This is a genomic window from Agrobacterium sp. ST15.16.024 (assembly GCF_027956545.1).
GTDB lineage: Bacteria > Pseudomonadota > Alphaproteobacteria > Rhizobiales > Rhizobiaceae > Agrobacterium > Agrobacterium cucumeris.
In genome coordinates this window covers 1,133,244-1,148,034 of record NZ_JAQKGO010000001.1, presented here as the reverse complement: position 1 = coordinate 1,148,034, position 14,791 = coordinate 1,133,244, and the positions used below count along the sequence as shown (strand labels likewise).

General features: G+C 59.2%; 16 protein-coding genes. 9 read left to right on the top strand and 7 right to left on the bottom strand.

The features are described 5' to 3' along the window. The first annotated feature begins 13 nt into the window (after positions 1 to 13). A complete protein-coding gene (locus PL640_RS05655) occupies positions 14 to 253 on the top strand; it encodes a hypothetical protein (protein ID WP_269698123.1) in 240 nt (79 codons plus the stop codon). A 63-nt stretch (positions 254 to 316) separates the two neighbouring features. On the opposite strand, the gene PL640_RS05650 is transcribed toward PL640_RS05655, so the two are convergent. The 3 genes from PL640_RS05650 to PL640_RS05640 all read right to left on the bottom strand — a co-directional run bounded on the left by PL640_RS05650 (position 317) and on the right by PL640_RS05640 (position 1,848). Then, positions 317 to 760, bottom strand: a complete 444-nt coding sequence (locus PL640_RS05650) for a TIGR02594 family protein (protein WP_142839579.1) — start codon at positions 758 to 760, stop codon at positions 317 to 319. A 113-nt stretch (positions 761 to 873) separates the two neighbouring features. Beyond that, positions 874 to 1,431 (bottom strand): methylated-DNA--[protein]-cysteine S-methyltransferase, encoded by a 558-nt coding sequence (locus tag PL640_RS05645; protein WP_271361459.1) that lies wholly within the window; start codon positions 1,429 to 1,431, stop codon positions 874 to 876. Between the two features lie 135 nt (positions 1,432 to 1,566). Continuing rightward, positions 1,567 to 1,848: a DUF982 domain-containing protein gene (locus tag PL640_RS05640; RefSeq protein ID WP_046798901.1), complete on the bottom strand. Its 282-nt coding sequence runs from the start codon at positions 1,846 to 1,848 to the stop codon at positions 1,567 to 1,569. Positions 1,849 to 2,036: 188 nt separating this feature from the next. Between PL640_RS05640 and PL640_RS05635 the strand changes: the two genes are divergently transcribed. The 4 genes from PL640_RS05635 (at position 2,037) to sseA (ending at position 6,824) form a co-directional block, all read left to right on the top strand. After that, the gene (locus PL640_RS05635) at positions 2,037 to 3,476 is read left to right on the top strand and encodes a cryptochrome/photolyase family protein (protein WP_271361056.1); all 1,440 of its coding nucleotides are present in this window, start codon (positions 2,037 to 2,039) and stop codon (positions 3,474 to 3,476) included. 122 nt (positions 3,477 to 3,598) lie between these two features. Beyond that, entirely contained in the window at positions 3,599 to 4,636 is a 1,038-nt protein-coding gene (locus tag PL640_RS05630; protein ID WP_269698126.1) for a cysteine synthase A, read from the top strand. A 12-nt stretch (positions 4,637 to 4,648) separates the two neighbouring features. Then, positions 4,649 to 5,386 carry an alanyl-tRNA editing protein gene (locus PL640_RS05625; RefSeq protein ID WP_271361055.1) on the top strand — a complete coding sequence of 246 codons (738 nt, stop codon included), beginning with the start codon at positions 4,649 to 4,651 and terminating at the stop codon, positions 5,384 to 5,386. A 16-nt stretch (positions 5,387 to 5,402) separates the two neighbouring features. Further along, on the top strand, positions 5,403 to 6,824 hold the full coding sequence (gene sseA, locus PL640_RS05620) for a 3-mercaptopyruvate sulfurtransferase (RefSeq protein WP_271361054.1): 1,422 nt from the start codon (positions 5,403 to 5,405) through the stop codon (positions 6,822 to 6,824). A 245-nt stretch (positions 6,825 to 7,069) separates the two neighbouring features. On the opposite strand, the gene PL640_RS05615 is transcribed toward sseA, so the two are convergent. Beyond that, entirely contained in the window at positions 7,070 to 7,714 is a 645-nt protein-coding gene (locus PL640_RS05615) for a dihydrofolate reductase family protein (RefSeq protein WP_271361053.1), read from the bottom strand. A 52-nt stretch (positions 7,715 to 7,766) separates the two neighbouring features. Continuing rightward, complete coding sequence (locus tag PL640_RS05610; RefSeq protein ID WP_271361052.1) at positions 7,767 to 8,645, bottom strand: DUF4344 domain-containing metallopeptidase; 879 nt, start codon at positions 8,643 to 8,645, stop codon at positions 7,767 to 7,769. Between the two features lie 163 nt (positions 8,646 to 8,808). Between PL640_RS05610 and PL640_RS05605 the strand changes: the two genes are divergently transcribed. From PL640_RS05605 to PL640_RS05595, 3 genes are all read left to right on the top strand, one after another. Beyond that, positions 8,809 to 9,276: a DUF1203 domain-containing protein gene (locus tag PL640_RS05605; RefSeq protein ID WP_271361051.1), complete on the top strand. Its 468-nt coding sequence runs from the start codon at positions 8,809 to 8,811 to the stop codon at positions 9,274 to 9,276. A 99-nt stretch (positions 9,277 to 9,375) separates the two neighbouring features. Beyond that, the gene (locus PL640_RS05600) at positions 9,376 to 9,711 is read left to right on the top strand and encodes a PilZ domain-containing protein (protein WP_046798894.1); all 336 of its coding nucleotides are present in this window, start codon (positions 9,376 to 9,378) and stop codon (positions 9,709 to 9,711) included. A 216-nt stretch (positions 9,712 to 9,927) separates the two neighbouring features. After that, positions 9,928 to 11,916, top strand: a complete 1,989-nt coding sequence (locus PL640_RS05595; protein WP_271361049.1) for a bifunctional 2',3'-cyclic-nucleotide 2'-phosphodiesterase/3'-nucleotidase — start codon at positions 9,928 to 9,930, stop codon at positions 11,914 to 11,916. A 187-nt stretch (positions 11,917 to 12,103) separates the two neighbouring features. Here the strand turns inward: PL640_RS05595 and PL640_RS05590 are convergent, their stop codons facing one another. Both PL640_RS05590 and PL640_RS05585 read right to left on the bottom strand, forming a co-directional pair. Next, the gene (locus PL640_RS05590) at positions 12,104 to 12,646 is read right to left on the bottom strand and encodes a DUF2087 domain-containing protein (protein WP_271361048.1); all 543 of its coding nucleotides are present in this window, start codon (positions 12,644 to 12,646) and stop codon (positions 12,104 to 12,106) included. A gap of 378 nt (positions 12,647 to 13,024) precedes the next feature. Next, positions 13,025 to 13,993 (bottom strand): LysR family transcriptional regulator, encoded by a 969-nt coding sequence (locus tag PL640_RS05585; protein WP_271361047.1) that lies wholly within the window; start codon positions 13,991 to 13,993, stop codon positions 13,025 to 13,027. 151 nt (positions 13,994 to 14,144) lie between these two features. On the opposite strand from PL640_RS05585, the gene PL640_RS05580 reads away from it, so the two are divergent. Further along, positions 14,145 to 14,762, top strand: coding sequence for an FMN-dependent NADH-azoreductase (locus PL640_RS05580; protein WP_271361046.1), 618 nt, complete (start codon positions 14,145 to 14,147; stop codon positions 14,760 to 14,762). Positions 14,763 to 14,791 lie beyond the last annotated feature (29 nt).

Sequence of the window (14,791 nt, the reverse complement as noted above, 5' to 3'; positions counted from 1 at the left end):
GGAGAATTACTCAATGAGCACCCCGAAAAAGCCTAAGAACGAACCGCTCGATATTCGCGACGAGGATGTGGCGCGTTTCGAAACCGACAGCGAGCTCAAATCGAAAGACGGTGAGATTTATCCGGATGAGACAATGAGCCTGCGCGCCCGTCGGCAGGCAGCCCGCCAGCATGAGGACGCCTTTATCGTTGCCACCGACCTTGAGGATGATGACCAGCGCGACGCCGCACCCGGCACCAGGGAGCAGCCATAGGCCCCTTGAAATGGATAAGGCGGGTCATGGCCCGCCTTTATAAGAATATATGCTGTATGGTCTTCAACGGCGAACGGAAACGATGGCCTTGCGGTTGAAATTCGATACCTGCACCCGGCCAGACTGGTTACCGCCGAGGATCTGGGCGGTCTTGCCGCTCATGCTCTTCAGAATTCCGGCGTGATAACCGCGACCGTTGCGGATGACGACGATATCGCCGGGCTTGGCCTGGCCGACGGGAACGGCGTAACCGAAAGAGGTCCAGGACTTCGCAAATCCGTAGGATTTCGGCGACTGCCGGCCGGCCTTGCTGGCGACGGCATGCAGGAAGAGGCCACACCAGGGGGTGCTGCGGGGATTTGCCCCGAGAATATTCTTCAGGCTCTTATTGTTCTTGGACTCATGCAGCCCGGTGTATTTTTCTGCCTGGTTCAGCATGCCGGCAGAGGCCGGCGCCGCGACTGTAAAAGCCAAGGCAGCGGATAGAATTAACGCGGATACTCTCAAACGTCTCGCCCTTATGTTGGAGGGCGTCCGTGTATTGTGACAATTTAGCGACAATTTGACGAGAAATGGGCAGAAATCAGACGCCTATTCATGCGGCCTGATCTGTCATTGCTTTAAAACAGGCTGCCCTGCGCCTCATCGGCACGGCTGCGGCCGGCGTTTTCGAGATCCAGCATGCGCAATTTGGTGGTGGTTCCGCCCGGCGCGGAGAAGCCGCCCAGCCGGCCGCCAGCCGCCAGAACGCGGTGGCAGGGAATGATGAGCGGCACCGGATTTTTCGCCATCGCCTGCCCGACATCGCGGGCCTTTTCCATGCCGAGGCCAAGATCCTTCACGATGCCGCCATAGGTCGTCGTGCGGCCCCAGCCGATCTGGCGTGCAACATCGTAGACATCGAGAAAAAACCGCTCCTGCCCGGAGAGATCCAGTTCGACGGGGGTAAAATCGATCGCCTCACCAGCGAAATAGCGGGTGATCATCGCGATCACTTCACGCGTGCGTGTATCGGGAACCGCAATCGTGGACGACGGAACACGTTTAAGGAGAAGCTTTTCGGTTTCCCCTGCATCAGCAGCGGGCAATTGCAGACGGGCGATGCCGCGCCCCGCCCATGCAAGGCCGCAATGGCCAAGCGCGGTTGGAAAAACAATATAGCCGTAGTGGTTGGTCATCGCATTCATTCATCCGCTTCGGGCGCACACGATGCCATATCCTGCGTCCGAAACAACCCGTTTCCTGATCTTGAAAAAAAACAAGGCCACCCGGTTCGGCGGGTGGCCTTTTCCATGCCAGTCCTGAAAAACAGCTCAGGATGCGATTTTATTCTGCGTCTCCGCCCTGTCCTCCATCAGGCATTGCGCCTGCCGGCTGGCCGCAACGAAGGCCGTGCGGGCAATTTCACCCGCCACATCACCCATCAGCGAGGCGCGGCACAGACGAAGCGCCTGCTCATGCGCCTTGTCGCCGCGTTCTGGCCATTCGTGCTGCAGAAAATCGAAGGCTTCGTAAACGCCGTTGAAAATTCGGGGCGCACCGTTTTCAAGGGAAATGGTAACGGGCTTTTCCCACTTAACGTCTTTCAGCAACATTGATTGCACTTCCATGCTCTATTAACCCGCGACAAACGCCGGCTCCTCCAGTTGGTTCCCTTCACCTGCTGTTTCAAGAGCGAAAAAATAACCCTCGAGAAACCATGTGCCCCATCTTTCCATTCTAGTCGATTTGCGGAACAAAGCGTTTCAACACTCGTTCAAGCGGAAGTGAACCGGGTTCTTTCATGCCGACAACAGCCTCCCCCGTCATCGTCTGGTTCCGCAGGGATCTGCGCCTTTCGGACAATCTTGCCCTCCTCGCAGCTGTGGACCACGGCGGCCCCATCATCCCCGCCTATGTCAGGGAAAAGTCCTCTGGCCCGCTGGGCGGTGCGCAGGAGTGGTGGCTTCACCATTCGCTTGCCGCGCTTTCCGCCGCGCTGGAAAAAACCGGCAGCAGCCTTCTGCTTTTAAGCGGTGATGCCGAAAAGATGCTGCGGAAGCTGATATCGGAAACCGGCGCAGACTCGGTATTCTGGAACCGCCGGTATGATCCGGCCGGCATGGCCACGGACAGGGCGTTGAAACAGAAGCTTCGCGACGATGGTCTGACGGTTCGCAGCTTTTCCGGCCATCTTCTGCACGAACCCTCCCGGTTGAAGACGAAATCCGGCGGCCCCTACCGGGTCTATACGCCCTTCTGGCGGGCACTGGAGGGTGGCGAGGAGCCGCATGCCCCGGCGGAGGCGCCAGAGAGCCTGAAGGCACCGAAGACATGGCCGACATCGGAAAAGCTTGATGGCTGGAAGCTGCTGCCCGTCAGGCCTGATTGGGCGAAGCACTTCAGCGATATCTGGGCGCCCGGCGAAGACGGCGCGCAGGAGAAACTCGACGACTTCATCGATGGCGCCCTGAAAGGCTATGAAGAAGGCCGCGATTTTCCGGCAAAGGACGCGACCTCGATGCTCTCGCCGCATCTGGCCTTGGGGGAAATATCGCCCGCCACCGTCTGGCACGCGACGAAGGGGCTTTCCCGCCACCTCGCCTCAAACGATATCAGCCGTTTTCGCAAGGAAATCGCCTGGCGGGAATTCTGCTATCACCTGCTGTTTCATTTCCCTGAACTGGACGAGAAAAACTGGAACGACAGTTTCGACGCCTTCGGCTGGCGGGACGATGAGAAATCCTTCAAGGCCTGGACGCGCGGCATGACGGGTTATCCCATCGTCGATGCCGGCATGCGACAATTGTGGCAGCACGGCACCATGCACAACCGGGTGCGTATGATCGTGGCCTCCTTCCTCATCAAACATCTGCTGATCGACTGGCGGAAAGGCGAGAAATGGTTTCGCGATACGCTTGTCGATGCCGATCCGGCCTCCAACGCCGCCAACTGGCAATGGGTGGCAGGTTCCGGGGCGGATGCCTCGCCATTCTTCCGCATCTTCAACCCCATCCTGCAGGGCGAAAAATTTGACGGTGATGGCGATTATGTGCGCCACTTCGTGCCGGAGCTGGAAAAGCTCGAGCGGAAATACATCCACAAGCCGTTCGAAGCGCCGAAAGACGTCTTGAAAAAAGCGGGTATCACGCTTGGTGAAACCTATCCGCTGCCAATCGTCGACCATGCAAAGGCGCGGGAAAGAGCACTTGCGGCCTATGCTGCGGTGAAGAACAACGCATAAAACTGGGTATCGGCAAAATTTTGCGTGGCGAAGCCAAAGCCGGGAAGATAATTTCTTGCCTAAAGGCGGTTGTAACGGGACATAACGGCACCTAATTTCCGCTCAGACAAGAAGGCTCAATCATGACCATTCATCCCTCTGCGCTCAGTGCTATCGGCAACACGCCACTCATCCGTCTGAAAGCCGCTTCTGAAGCGACGGGCTGCGAAATCCTCGGCAAGGCGGAATTCCTCAATCCCGGCCAGTCGGTGAAGGATCGCGCCGCGCTCTACATCATTCGCGACGCCGAGCGGCGCGGGCAGCTGCGTCCGGGCGGCACTATCGTCGAAGGCACGGCGGGCAATACAGGCATCGGCCTGTCGCTGGTCGCCAATGCACTCGGCTATAAGACGGTCATCGTCATTCCCGAGACGCAGAGCCAGGAAAAAAAGGACGCGCTGAAGCTTCTCGGCGCCAAGCTGGTCGAAGTTCCGGCCGCCCCCTATTCCAATCCGAACAATTACGTGAAGGTTTCCGGCCGGCTGGCAAAACAGCTTGCCGCAACCGATGAAAACGGCGCGATCTGGGCCAACCAGTTCGACAATATCGCCAACCGTCAGGCCCATATCGAAACCACCGCCCCGGAAATCTGGGACCAGACGGATGGCAAGGTCGATGGTTTCATATGCTCGGTCGGTTCAGGCGGAACGCTGGCGGGCGTGGCCGATGGCCTGCGCGATTTCAACCCTGATATCAAGATCGGCCTTGCCGACCCTGAAGGTGCGGCTCTTTACGAATTCTACAAGCACGGAGTCCTGAAGTCCGAAGGTTCCTCCATCACCGAGGGCATTGGGCAGGGCCGCATCACCGCCAATCTGGAAGGTTTTACGCCGGACTTTTCCTATCGGGTCTCGGATGCGGAAGCGCTGCCGGTGCTGTTCGATCTCGTTACGAAGGAAGGGCTTTGCCTCGGCGGTTCTTCCGGCATCAACATTGCCGGCGCAATCCGCCTTGCCCGCGAGCTTGGTCCGGGGCATACAATCGTGACGATACTATGCGACTACGGCAATCGTTATCAGTCGAAGCTGTTCAATCCGGATTTCCTGCGCTCCAAGGGGCTGCCGATTCCGCAATGGCTGGCGACTAAAAGCGAGATTGCGGTTCCGTACGAAACCGTTTGAGGACATGCCGAAATGCCTGTGAATGCCCTGTTCCGTGACGATTTTTATCTCTCGACCGTAGAAGCAATCGTCACGGCGGTGCATGAGGATGGTGGCATAGAATTCGACCAGACCTGCTTTTATGCCACCTCCGGCGGCCAGCCGGGCGATAGCGGGTTTCTCGAGCGGGCGGATGGTTCGCGCATCGACCTCGGCGTCACCAAGAACGGTGCCGACAAGAGCGTCATCATCCATGTGCCGCTCGAAGGCCAGCCTTCTCCCGACGTTGGCGAGAAGCTGACCCTGCATGTGGACTGGCCACGCCGCTACAAGCTGATGCGCATGCATACGGCCTGCCATCTGCTCTCCGTCGTCTGCCAGTGGCCAATCACCGGCGCTGCCGTCGGCGAGGAAGAATCGCGTGTTGATTTCGACATGTCGGAAACCATCGACAAGGATGAGGTCACGGCCAAGCTGATGGAGTTGGTGAAAGCCAACCATCCCGTCTTCCTGCAATGGATTACCGACGAGGAGTTGGCTGCCAATCCGGGCATCGTCAAATCCAAGAATGTGCGCCCGCCGATGGGCCTTGGCCGTGTCAGCCTCGTCTGCATCGGCGAAAATTCCAGCATCGACAGCCAGCCCTGCGGCGGCACCCATGTTTCCGAAACGCAGGAAGTGGGCGATATTCACATTGCCAAGATAGAAAAGAAGGGCAAGGAGAACAGGCGGTTCCGCATTCGTTTCGGCGTGCCTGAAGCTGTTGCCTGAGATCGGGAGAGACATCGTGAGCACGGATAAGAGCCGTTTCGTCGTTTCGGCGGACTGGGTGGAAAAACAGCTTGGCACAGCCCGGTTTCGTCTCGTTGATGCCTCGTGGTATCTGCCGGCGCACAAGCGCAATGGCGCGGAGGAATTCGCGGCCGGCCATCTGCCCGGCGCAGTGTTCTTCGATCAGGACAAGATCGCCGATCACACCACCGGTCTGCCGCACTCGCTGCCCTCGCCGGAATTCTTTGCGCAGGAGGCCGGTGAGCTTGGTCTCAGCGAGAATGATACGATCGTGGTCTATGACGGCCCCGGTTTCTTTTCCGCACCGCGCGTCTGGTGGATGCTGCGGGTGATGGGCGTGCGCAAGGCCTATGTGCTGGATGGCGGCCTTGATGGCTGGAAGCGCGAAGGCCGGCCACTTGAAACCGGTACGCCGGACATCGAGCCTGCGACCTTTACGCCTGACTTCAACGAGAAACGCGTGACATCGCTGTCGACCATGCGCGGCATTGTCGATAGCGGCGAAAAGCAGATTGCCGATGCCCGCGGCGCGGGGCGCTTCACCGGTGATGAAGCCGAACCACGTGCCGGCATGCGGTCCGGTCATATGCCCGGCGCGCGCAGCCTGCCGGCGACAGCCTTTTCGGAGAACGGTCACTTCAAGGACCTGACCGCGATCCGCAAGATGGTGACTGATGCGGGCATCGATCTTGGCAAGCCGGTGGTGACGAGCTGCGGCTCGGGCGTTCCCGCCGCCGTCATCACGCTGGCGCTGGAATCGCTCGGCCATCAGGATAATTCGCTCTATGACGGTTCCTGGTCGGAAGGGGGCGGGCTGGAAGACCCGCCTGTCGCCCCCGGACCCGCCGAGCCTGTTCCCGTTGTATCGCATGGGCCTTTGAAGGCGCATGTAACGCAGCTGGAAATGACGTCGCCACCGAAGGTCAGTCTGCCGATCCCCGTCAACATCCAGACGGCACTGATGCGGGTCACCGATATTCCCCTGCACTTCTATCGCTATCTTTACTGGCGGGTGGGTAAACGCTGGCATTGGCAGAAGCGCATGCGCATGAGCGATGCGGAGCTGTCAGCCGTCCTCAAGGACCCGAAGAACAGCGTTACGGTTCTTTATATGAACGGTGCGCCTGCCGGTTTCTTCGAGTTGCACAAGGCGAGCGACGAGGTGACCGAGCTTTCCTATTTCGGCCTGCTCGAAGAGGCGATTGGCGCTGGCGTCGGCAAGTGGTTCCTGTTGCAGGCGCTTTACGCGGCCTGGCAGGATAATCCGAAACGGGTGACTGTCACGACCAATACGCTCGATCATCCGCGTGCGCTGCAACTTTACCAGATGATGGGCTTCTCGCCCGTCGGCACCTATGAGGCCTGGGTGGAGCCGCTGTCCGATACCGAGCTTCTGGAAATTTCGCTGCGTAATTGAGTAGCGCCATTGAGAGCAACGCGTGCCATTCGCCGATAGGGAGTGTCTGGTTCCCACTGCCTCATTCCTGTGCTCGTCACAGGAATCCAGTCAGCCCAAGTCCTTGGGCTGAAAAGGACTCTCTCGCCGCGCAGACGCGCGTCGGCTAGATTCCTGTGACAAGCACAGGAATGAGGGAGTGAGGGAAATGTCAGCGCAGGAACCGCTGCGCAATGTTGGTGGGGATACCTTTAACGGCGCAGCATTCATGCCCGGTCGATAATCAGATGGGTAGCACCCTCGCCCGCCACCGTTCCTGTGCAGCGATAACCGAGTGCGGGTAAATCCAGCCCTTTGAAAAGCTGTTCGCCCTTGCCGAGAAACACCGGCGCCAGCGCCAGATGCAATTCATCGATCATGCCTTTGGCCATATATTGCCGGATGGTGGAAACGCCGCCGCCGATGCGGACATCCTTGCCATTCGCTGCGACGAGCGCGCCATCGAGGGCCGCCTCGATACCGTTGGTAACAAAATGGAACACCGTGCCGCCCTTCATGGTAAGGGACGGGCGCGGATGGTGCGTCAGCACGAAAACCGGAACGTGATAAGGCGGTTCCTCGCCCCACCAGCCTTTCCAGCTTTCATCCGGCCATGCGCCGCGGATGGGGCCAAACATGTTGCGGCCTAAAATCCATGCGCCGATATTTTCGAAGCTCTTTTCGGAAAAATCCTCATCCGTACCGGTCGCGCCGCCTTCCTTGCCGAACATGCGGTGAAAGGTGCGGGTCTTGAAGGCCCATTGATGCAGCTCTTCGCCGTTCACGCCCAGTGGGCTCTGCAGGCTCTGGTCCGGCCCCGCGCCATATCCATCAAGCGAAATGGAGAAATTGCGAACGACAACCTTGGGCATGGCACTTTCCTCCCGTTCAGGAGGCCAGATCGCCGGCGTCAGGCAATCGACCTCAGATTTCCCGTTCCAGATTGACCGCCGTTGGAATTTGCCCGCCGGCGGCGCCCTTGTCTTCCGTGACGGTGTTGAGAAGATGATCGGCAATCAGCTCCGCCTGGAATTTACCAAGCTCATAACAATAGGTGATCTCGCGCTTTTCAGCCGACCAGTAAACATCAGGACGGCCGCAGGTCCTGGCCGTGAGCTTGACGTCACCCTTCAGATCGTAAGCGCCGAAACTGCGGCTGATGAGATCGAGAACCTTCGATTCCCTGATCATGATGGCATAGGGTTCAAGCTCGGGATCGCGTGGCGGCATGTAGCTGACGGTGAATTTGGACGGCGTCTGGCTGCGATGCGGGCTCAGAAAATTCTCCCAGGCCGAAGCGACACGCGGATAGGCGGCAGCGCATTTGTCGAATTCGGCATTGTCCAGGCCCATCATGGCGGCCAGATCGCCATAACCATCCTTGTCGCGGCCGACCATCAGGCAGGCCATGTTGCGGTCACGGCTTTTGTCGGGGATGAGCGCGGAAAAGACTGGTGCTTCGTGCTCTGGCAAGGTTTCCGCCTCGCGTCCCAGATACCAGCTGTCTGTGGCGTTAACGAGCGCGGTATCGAGCCATTCCTCGTTGGCCTGAAGAATGAGCGTGCCCGCCAGCTGGTCCGCCGGGGCCTGCGCACTGCCGGTCTCCACCGTTCCGAAATCCGAAATCAGCATGCGCGCGCCCTCGTGATAAAGCGCGAAGATGGCGTTGCCGATGACGAAGTTGACCGCCTGCTGCAGCTGGTCGTCGGACAGGCCATCGAGACCGGCGGCAGTCTGTGCCTGGGCCGGGGCCGTCAACGAAACGAAAGCCAGCGGAATGGCGGCCAGAAAACGACGCAACATAAAATCAGACCTTCCGGGAACGAGGAGCGTCACTGATTCCCGATGCAAACGAGTCACGCAATGGGCTGGTTGCATCACCTGGCAAGAATCGGGTGGATAGCACTCTGTTTGGAGATCATAGCTGCAAAGAAGCAACGCCGATCCAAACCGGAAAGAACCCGCCATGACCGATCTCGTCTTTATTGCAATGCCGGCTAAAGAAGCCGAAGCCTTCCGGGCAGGCGCTGCCGACGCCTATGGCAATCCGCCCGAACGGAGCGTTTCTCCCGGAGGCATGCCCTGCCGCCACTGTCTTTCCCAGATTGGTGAAGGCGAAGGCATGCTGATCCTCGCCTACAGGCCGTTTCCGTCGCTGCAGCCCTATGCGGAGACGGGACCTGTGTTTCTGCATGCCGAAGCCTGCGAGCGCTATCCGCAAACGGAGACCGTTCCGCCGATGCTCAACAGCCCGGATTACATCGTGCGCGGATATGGCGCCGACAACCGCATCGTTTACGGTACAGGCGCTGTAACAGCGACGAACGAGATCACGTCTCGCGCACGACATCTTCTGGAGCGCACAGACGTTGCTTATGTGCATGTCCGTTCCGCCCGCAACAATTGTTATCAGTGCCGTATCGCCAAAGCATAATTATAGCATTGTCTAGAATTTTAACCGAACAACTAAACCGGTCTCAAACTTTTGCAGCCTATGGTGCTCCTGTCGGAAACAATTGATTTGAGCAGCAAAATGGCAAACAACCTCAATATGGCGACCCGCACCGCGCCGCGCAGCAAGACCAGGATTTTTGCGACCGTGCACTACTTCAGCCAGTCGACCAGAGCCCGTGTCCTTGATCTTTCGGCCACGGGCATGGCGCTGGAGCTGGACGGACCTTTCGCTGCCGCCAAGGGCAGCCGGGTCAAGGTGCAGAGCGAGGATCTGGGCTTCATCGAAGGCGTTGTGCAATGGCAGCACCAGAACCGCCTTGGCCTGCAGCTGAAGCTTTCCACCAACACGCTGGCGCAGCTCTCATCCTATTTCCGCTTCTTCCATGAAGAAGTGAAACCGACGCTCGCCCGCTGAGTTGCTTTTCCCCAAAGCCGGAATGGGCTGCCCGGACGAGGCGCCTTTCCCGATGTGGAAGTGTGCGCATCACGCTCCAATGACAAAAAATTTATCAAACGGTTGAAAACAGGCCTATCTGTCACCGGCTTGTCATTTTGGTGATGGACTCCTCGGCGATTGCTTCTACCCTGTCCGCTTCTCAAGACAGAGCAAGCTTCATCCGAAGGAGTTCCCATGTCGCCGCTTCTCGCTCTCCACCCCATTACCCGCCGTTCGCTGCTCGGCGGCATTGCGGCCTCTTCGGCGCTGGTGCTGCTGCACCCCTTCGCCGCCCGTGCGGCCGCCAATCAGGCGCATCTGCGCATCATGGAAACGACTGATATCCACGTTCACGTCTTTCCCTATGATTATTACGCCGACAAGCCGAACGACACGATGGGTCTGGCGCGCACTGCCTCGATCATCGGCGCCATCCGCGCCGAAGCCGGAAACTCGATGCTGGTGGATAATGGCGACTTCCTGCAGGGCAACCCGCTCGGCGATTACATCGCCTATGAGCGCGGCATGAAGGCTGGCGACAAGCACCCCGTGATCAATGCCATGAACGTGCTGGGGTATGATTGCGGCACGCTCGGCAACCACGAGTTCAATTACGGTCTCGACTATATGTCGAACACGCTGGCCGGCGCCGGCTTTCCCTTCGTCTGCGCCAACCTCACCAAGGGTCAACTGGCGTCTGATCCCAAGCAGGACGATCTGTTCTTCAAGCCCTATATCATTCTTGAAAAACAGATCCGCGACGGCGGCGGTGTCATCAGCCCGGTCAAGGTCGGCATCATCGGTTTCGTGCCGCCACAGATCATGATGTGGGATTCCAAGAACCTTGAAGGCAAGGCGCAGACGCGCGACATCGTCGAGGCCGCCAAGGCCTGGGTTCCCGCCATGAAGGAAGAAGGCGCCGATATCGTCATCGCCCTTTCCCATTCCGGCATCGATGGCAAGGGCCAGAGTGACCGCATGGAGAACGCCTCGCTTTATCTGGCGGGCGTCGAAGGCATTGACGCCATCTTCACCGGCCACCAGCATCTCGTTTTCCCCGGTCCGAAGACCTGGGACGGCATTGAGGGCGTGGACGCGGCAAAGGGCACGCTCCTCGGCAAACCGGCGGTGATGGCCGGTTTCTGGGGCTCGCATATGGGCCTCATCGACCTGCTGCTCGAAAAGGACGGCAAGAGCTGGAAGATCGTCGACTTCACCTCCGAAGCACGGCCGATCTACCACCGCGATGAAAACCGCAAGATCGTTGCCGACTTCACGGACAAGCCGGAAGTCATCGCCGCCGCCAAGGCTGATCACGAAGCAGCCCTCGCCTATGTCCGCCGCCCGGTCGGCAAGACCTCCGCGCCGCTTTATTCCTATTTCGCGCTGGTGGCAGACGACCCTTCCGTGCAGATCGTCTCCAACGCCCAGACCTGGTACATCAAGGACATGCTGAAAGAAGGGGAATATAAGGACCTGCCCGTGCTTTCGGCAGCAGCGCCCTTCAAGTCCGGCGGTCGTGGCGGCGCGGATTATTATACCGATGTCCCCGCCGGTGACATCGCCATCAAGAATGTCGCGGACCTCTATCTCTACCCCAATACGGTGCAGGCGGTGCTGATCAATGGTGCGCAGGTGAAGAACTGGCTGGAAATGTCGGCCGGCATGTTCAACACGGTCGAGGCTGGCGCCAAGGATGCTCCGCTGCTGAACGCCGATTTCCCGTCCTATAATTTCGACGTTATCGACGGTGTCACCTATCAGATCGACATTTCCAAGCCGGCGAAGTTCGACAAGGACGGCAAGGCGGTCAATCCTGACAGCAACCGCATCGTCAACCTTCAGTTCAATGGCAAACCCATCGATCCCGAGCAGAAATTCGTGGTGGCCACCAATAATTACCGTGCCGGCGGCGGCGGCAAGTTCCCTGACATCGCTGCCGACAAGGTGATCTTCGTGGCGCCCGACACCAACCGCGACGTGATCGTCCGCTATATCGTCGATCAGGGCACCATCAATCCGTCCGCGGATGCCAACTGGTCCTTCGCGCCGGTGGCCAATACCTCGGCAATCTTCGAGACGGGTCCGAAAGGCCGCCATTACGCCACCGAGATCAAGGGCGCAAAGATCGAAGATGCCGGCGACGGCGCGGAAGGCTTCGCAAAGTTCCGTCTGGTTCTTTGAGGGCTTCGGCCCTCCCGGCGAAACATCGCCGGGAGGGCCGACTTATTCACGACGTCTCCATCAGCTCAACGTCATCCTCGGGCTCGACCCGAGTATCCATCGGCTCCCGTGGGTGTGGATCCTCGGGTCGAGCCCGAGGATGACGTCGAGTGTGATGAAGGCTTGTCGCCCCATTGCTGACTATTTCTCAATTACGCCCACCCACAGCGCGCAACAGCAGCGGCAGCTCCATCGGCGGCTTCTGCTCGATGCGTTGATAGTCGCTACCATCGCGGTTGCGGCGGATGAGCTTCAGGCCGACCATGTCGCGACGCAACATCGCGGCATCGCCAAACAGATGCAGATCATTCAGGAAGCTGCTGAATTCCCGTTCGGAAAAACTGCGCCCGGCGGGAATTTTCGCCCATAGGTACCAGAGGCACAGTTCCTGCTGGGAGCGACGGGCAGGCCATTGCATCAGCCTGCCGGCGACATCGAAAATCCGCGCAGTCTTCAGCACCCTGCCCTCATTGGCAGCCGGCATTATCTGCGGCGGCGAAGTGCAGCTTTCGGCGGATGATGTGCGTGCAGCGCGCAGATGCTGGAAATTGCGGAACCCGGCGGCCCGGCTGAGAAGATTGAGCATCTCCACATGGCTTGGCTGGCGCTCCAGCCTGCCGATTTGTTCGCGAACGGATTTGGCAAAGGTCGAGAGGTCGGCGATATCAATGGAAAGGATCGAACGTGGCATGACTTATCCTCGCGTGCCATTCCGAAGAGGTGTCGCTGATCGCCGGCTTCCGACAAGGCACGGGATAAGTGCTGTCAATTATTCGAGATGCAGGTTTAGCTTCCCTTGCGGGACGGCGATGCCTCGGTGAACTGCTGACCGTGGTTTACGTATAGGCAGACCGTTCGTTGCCGTCAATTGGCCCTATCGTGGTGTAACGCGAGGTTGCCGCCCGTTTCTTCTCCCCGTGGGGGAGAAGGTGGCCCGAAGGGACGGATGAGGGGGCAACGCCAGCGATAGACCGCACCCTTTCCCCTCATGACCCCGCTGCCGCGACCTTCTCCCCGGCGGGGAAAAGAAGCTCGCGGCACCCGCTCGCTCCACATGCAATAGCCAATATCACTCTGCGGCGACAGCAATATTCCTCTGCTTGTTCGCTTCCAGCATCCCACTGAAATCCTTGTGGTTCGGGCAGGCCGACAGGCGCTGCTGGAACGCCTCGGCGAGCCACTGACCTGCAGGACCTGCGGGTGAATCCACCCGCCGCAGCGCAAAGAGTGGATATTCGCCCTGTTCATAGGCTTCGAGTTCAAGAGCCTTCAGGCTGCCATTGGTCAGGTCGTTGCGGACGATTGATGCGGGCAGGCCGCCCCAGCCCAGACCGCCCTTGATCAGCTGGTATTTCGTGGCGATATCGCTCACCCGCCATGTCTTGTAGGAGAGCACATTAAAATCGCGTCCTTTCGTGAGGCCGGAGGCATCGGTGACGACGAGCTGGACCTCCTCACGCACATCCGAAAGGGTCAGCGGTCGCTCGATCTGCGCCAGCGGATGATCCGCAGCGACGACCGGCAGCATGAAGGAATGGCCGACTTTTTCGACGACGAGTTCATCATCCTGGCGCATCAGCGCCCCGCCGATGCCGATGCCCGCCTTGCGGGAGAGCACCATCTCCATCACCATACCCAGTTCACCGACATTGAGGCTGAGGGTGACGGTGGGGAACTGCTGGCGAAAATCCCGCAGCACCGCGACGACAGCCTCTGCCGGCACCATGGTGCTGATGGCAACGGACAGCTCCGCCTCAAGCCCCTGCTTCAGCCCCTTGGCACGGGCGCGCATTTCCTGCAGGCCGGCGACAATGCGCCTTGCATCCTCCAGCATGGCACGGCCCTCATCCGTCAGCTTCGGCTGGCGCACGCCGCTGCGCTCGAACAGGGTGACTTCCAGCTGGGCCTCGAGATTGGCGATGGTGTAGCTGACCACCGACTGGGCGCGATTAAGCGCGCGCGACGCGGCGGAGAAACTGCCGGTTTCGGCAACGGTCAAAAATACCTGCAACTGGTCGAGTGTGGGGTTCGCGTCCATGTCCCATCCATTTCATCGATAGATTACTTCCACATTATCACAGTTTTCTTGATGGCCGTAATTTTTCATATAGGGGCCACGAAAGCGCCCGTAGCTGTTTCACGCCCTCCCAAGGCACCCCGTCAAACCCATTGCATGCAAGGAAAAGACCATGTCCAACATTCTGCTCATCACCTCCAGCCCGCGTGGCGACGAATCGGTTTCGAACAAGTTTTCCGGTGAACTCGCGAACAAGCTGAAGGCCAAGTCGGCGGCGAATACCCTTGTCCACCGCGATCTCGCCGCCGATCCCATTCCGCACCTCGACACCGTCAAGACGGCTGCAATCCGCAAGCCGGCCGACCAGCGTACCGCTGAAGAAGCGGTTGCGGCTGACTATTCCGACAAGCTGGTTGCCGAGCTTATGGCTGCCGACACCGTCGTCATCGGCACCGGCCTCATCAACTTCAACATCTATTCCGGCCTGAAGTCGTGGATCGATAATGTCGCCCGCGCCGGCCAGACCTTCCGCTACACCGAAACCGGTCCGGAAGGCCTCGCCAAGGGCAAGAAGGTCTATATCGTGCTTGCTGCTGCCGGCGTTTATTCCGAAGGCCCGGCCGTATCGATGAACCATGCCGTTCCTTACCTGAAGACCGTTCTCGGTTTCATGGGCATGACCGATGTGGAAGTGATCTATGTCGAAGGTCTGGCATTCGGCCCGGAAGCCGTCGAGAAGGCCATTGCCGCCGCCGGCGCCAAGGTTGCCGAACTGGCACAGGCCGCCTGAGGCATCGAGAATGGCAGGCTGATGCCGGC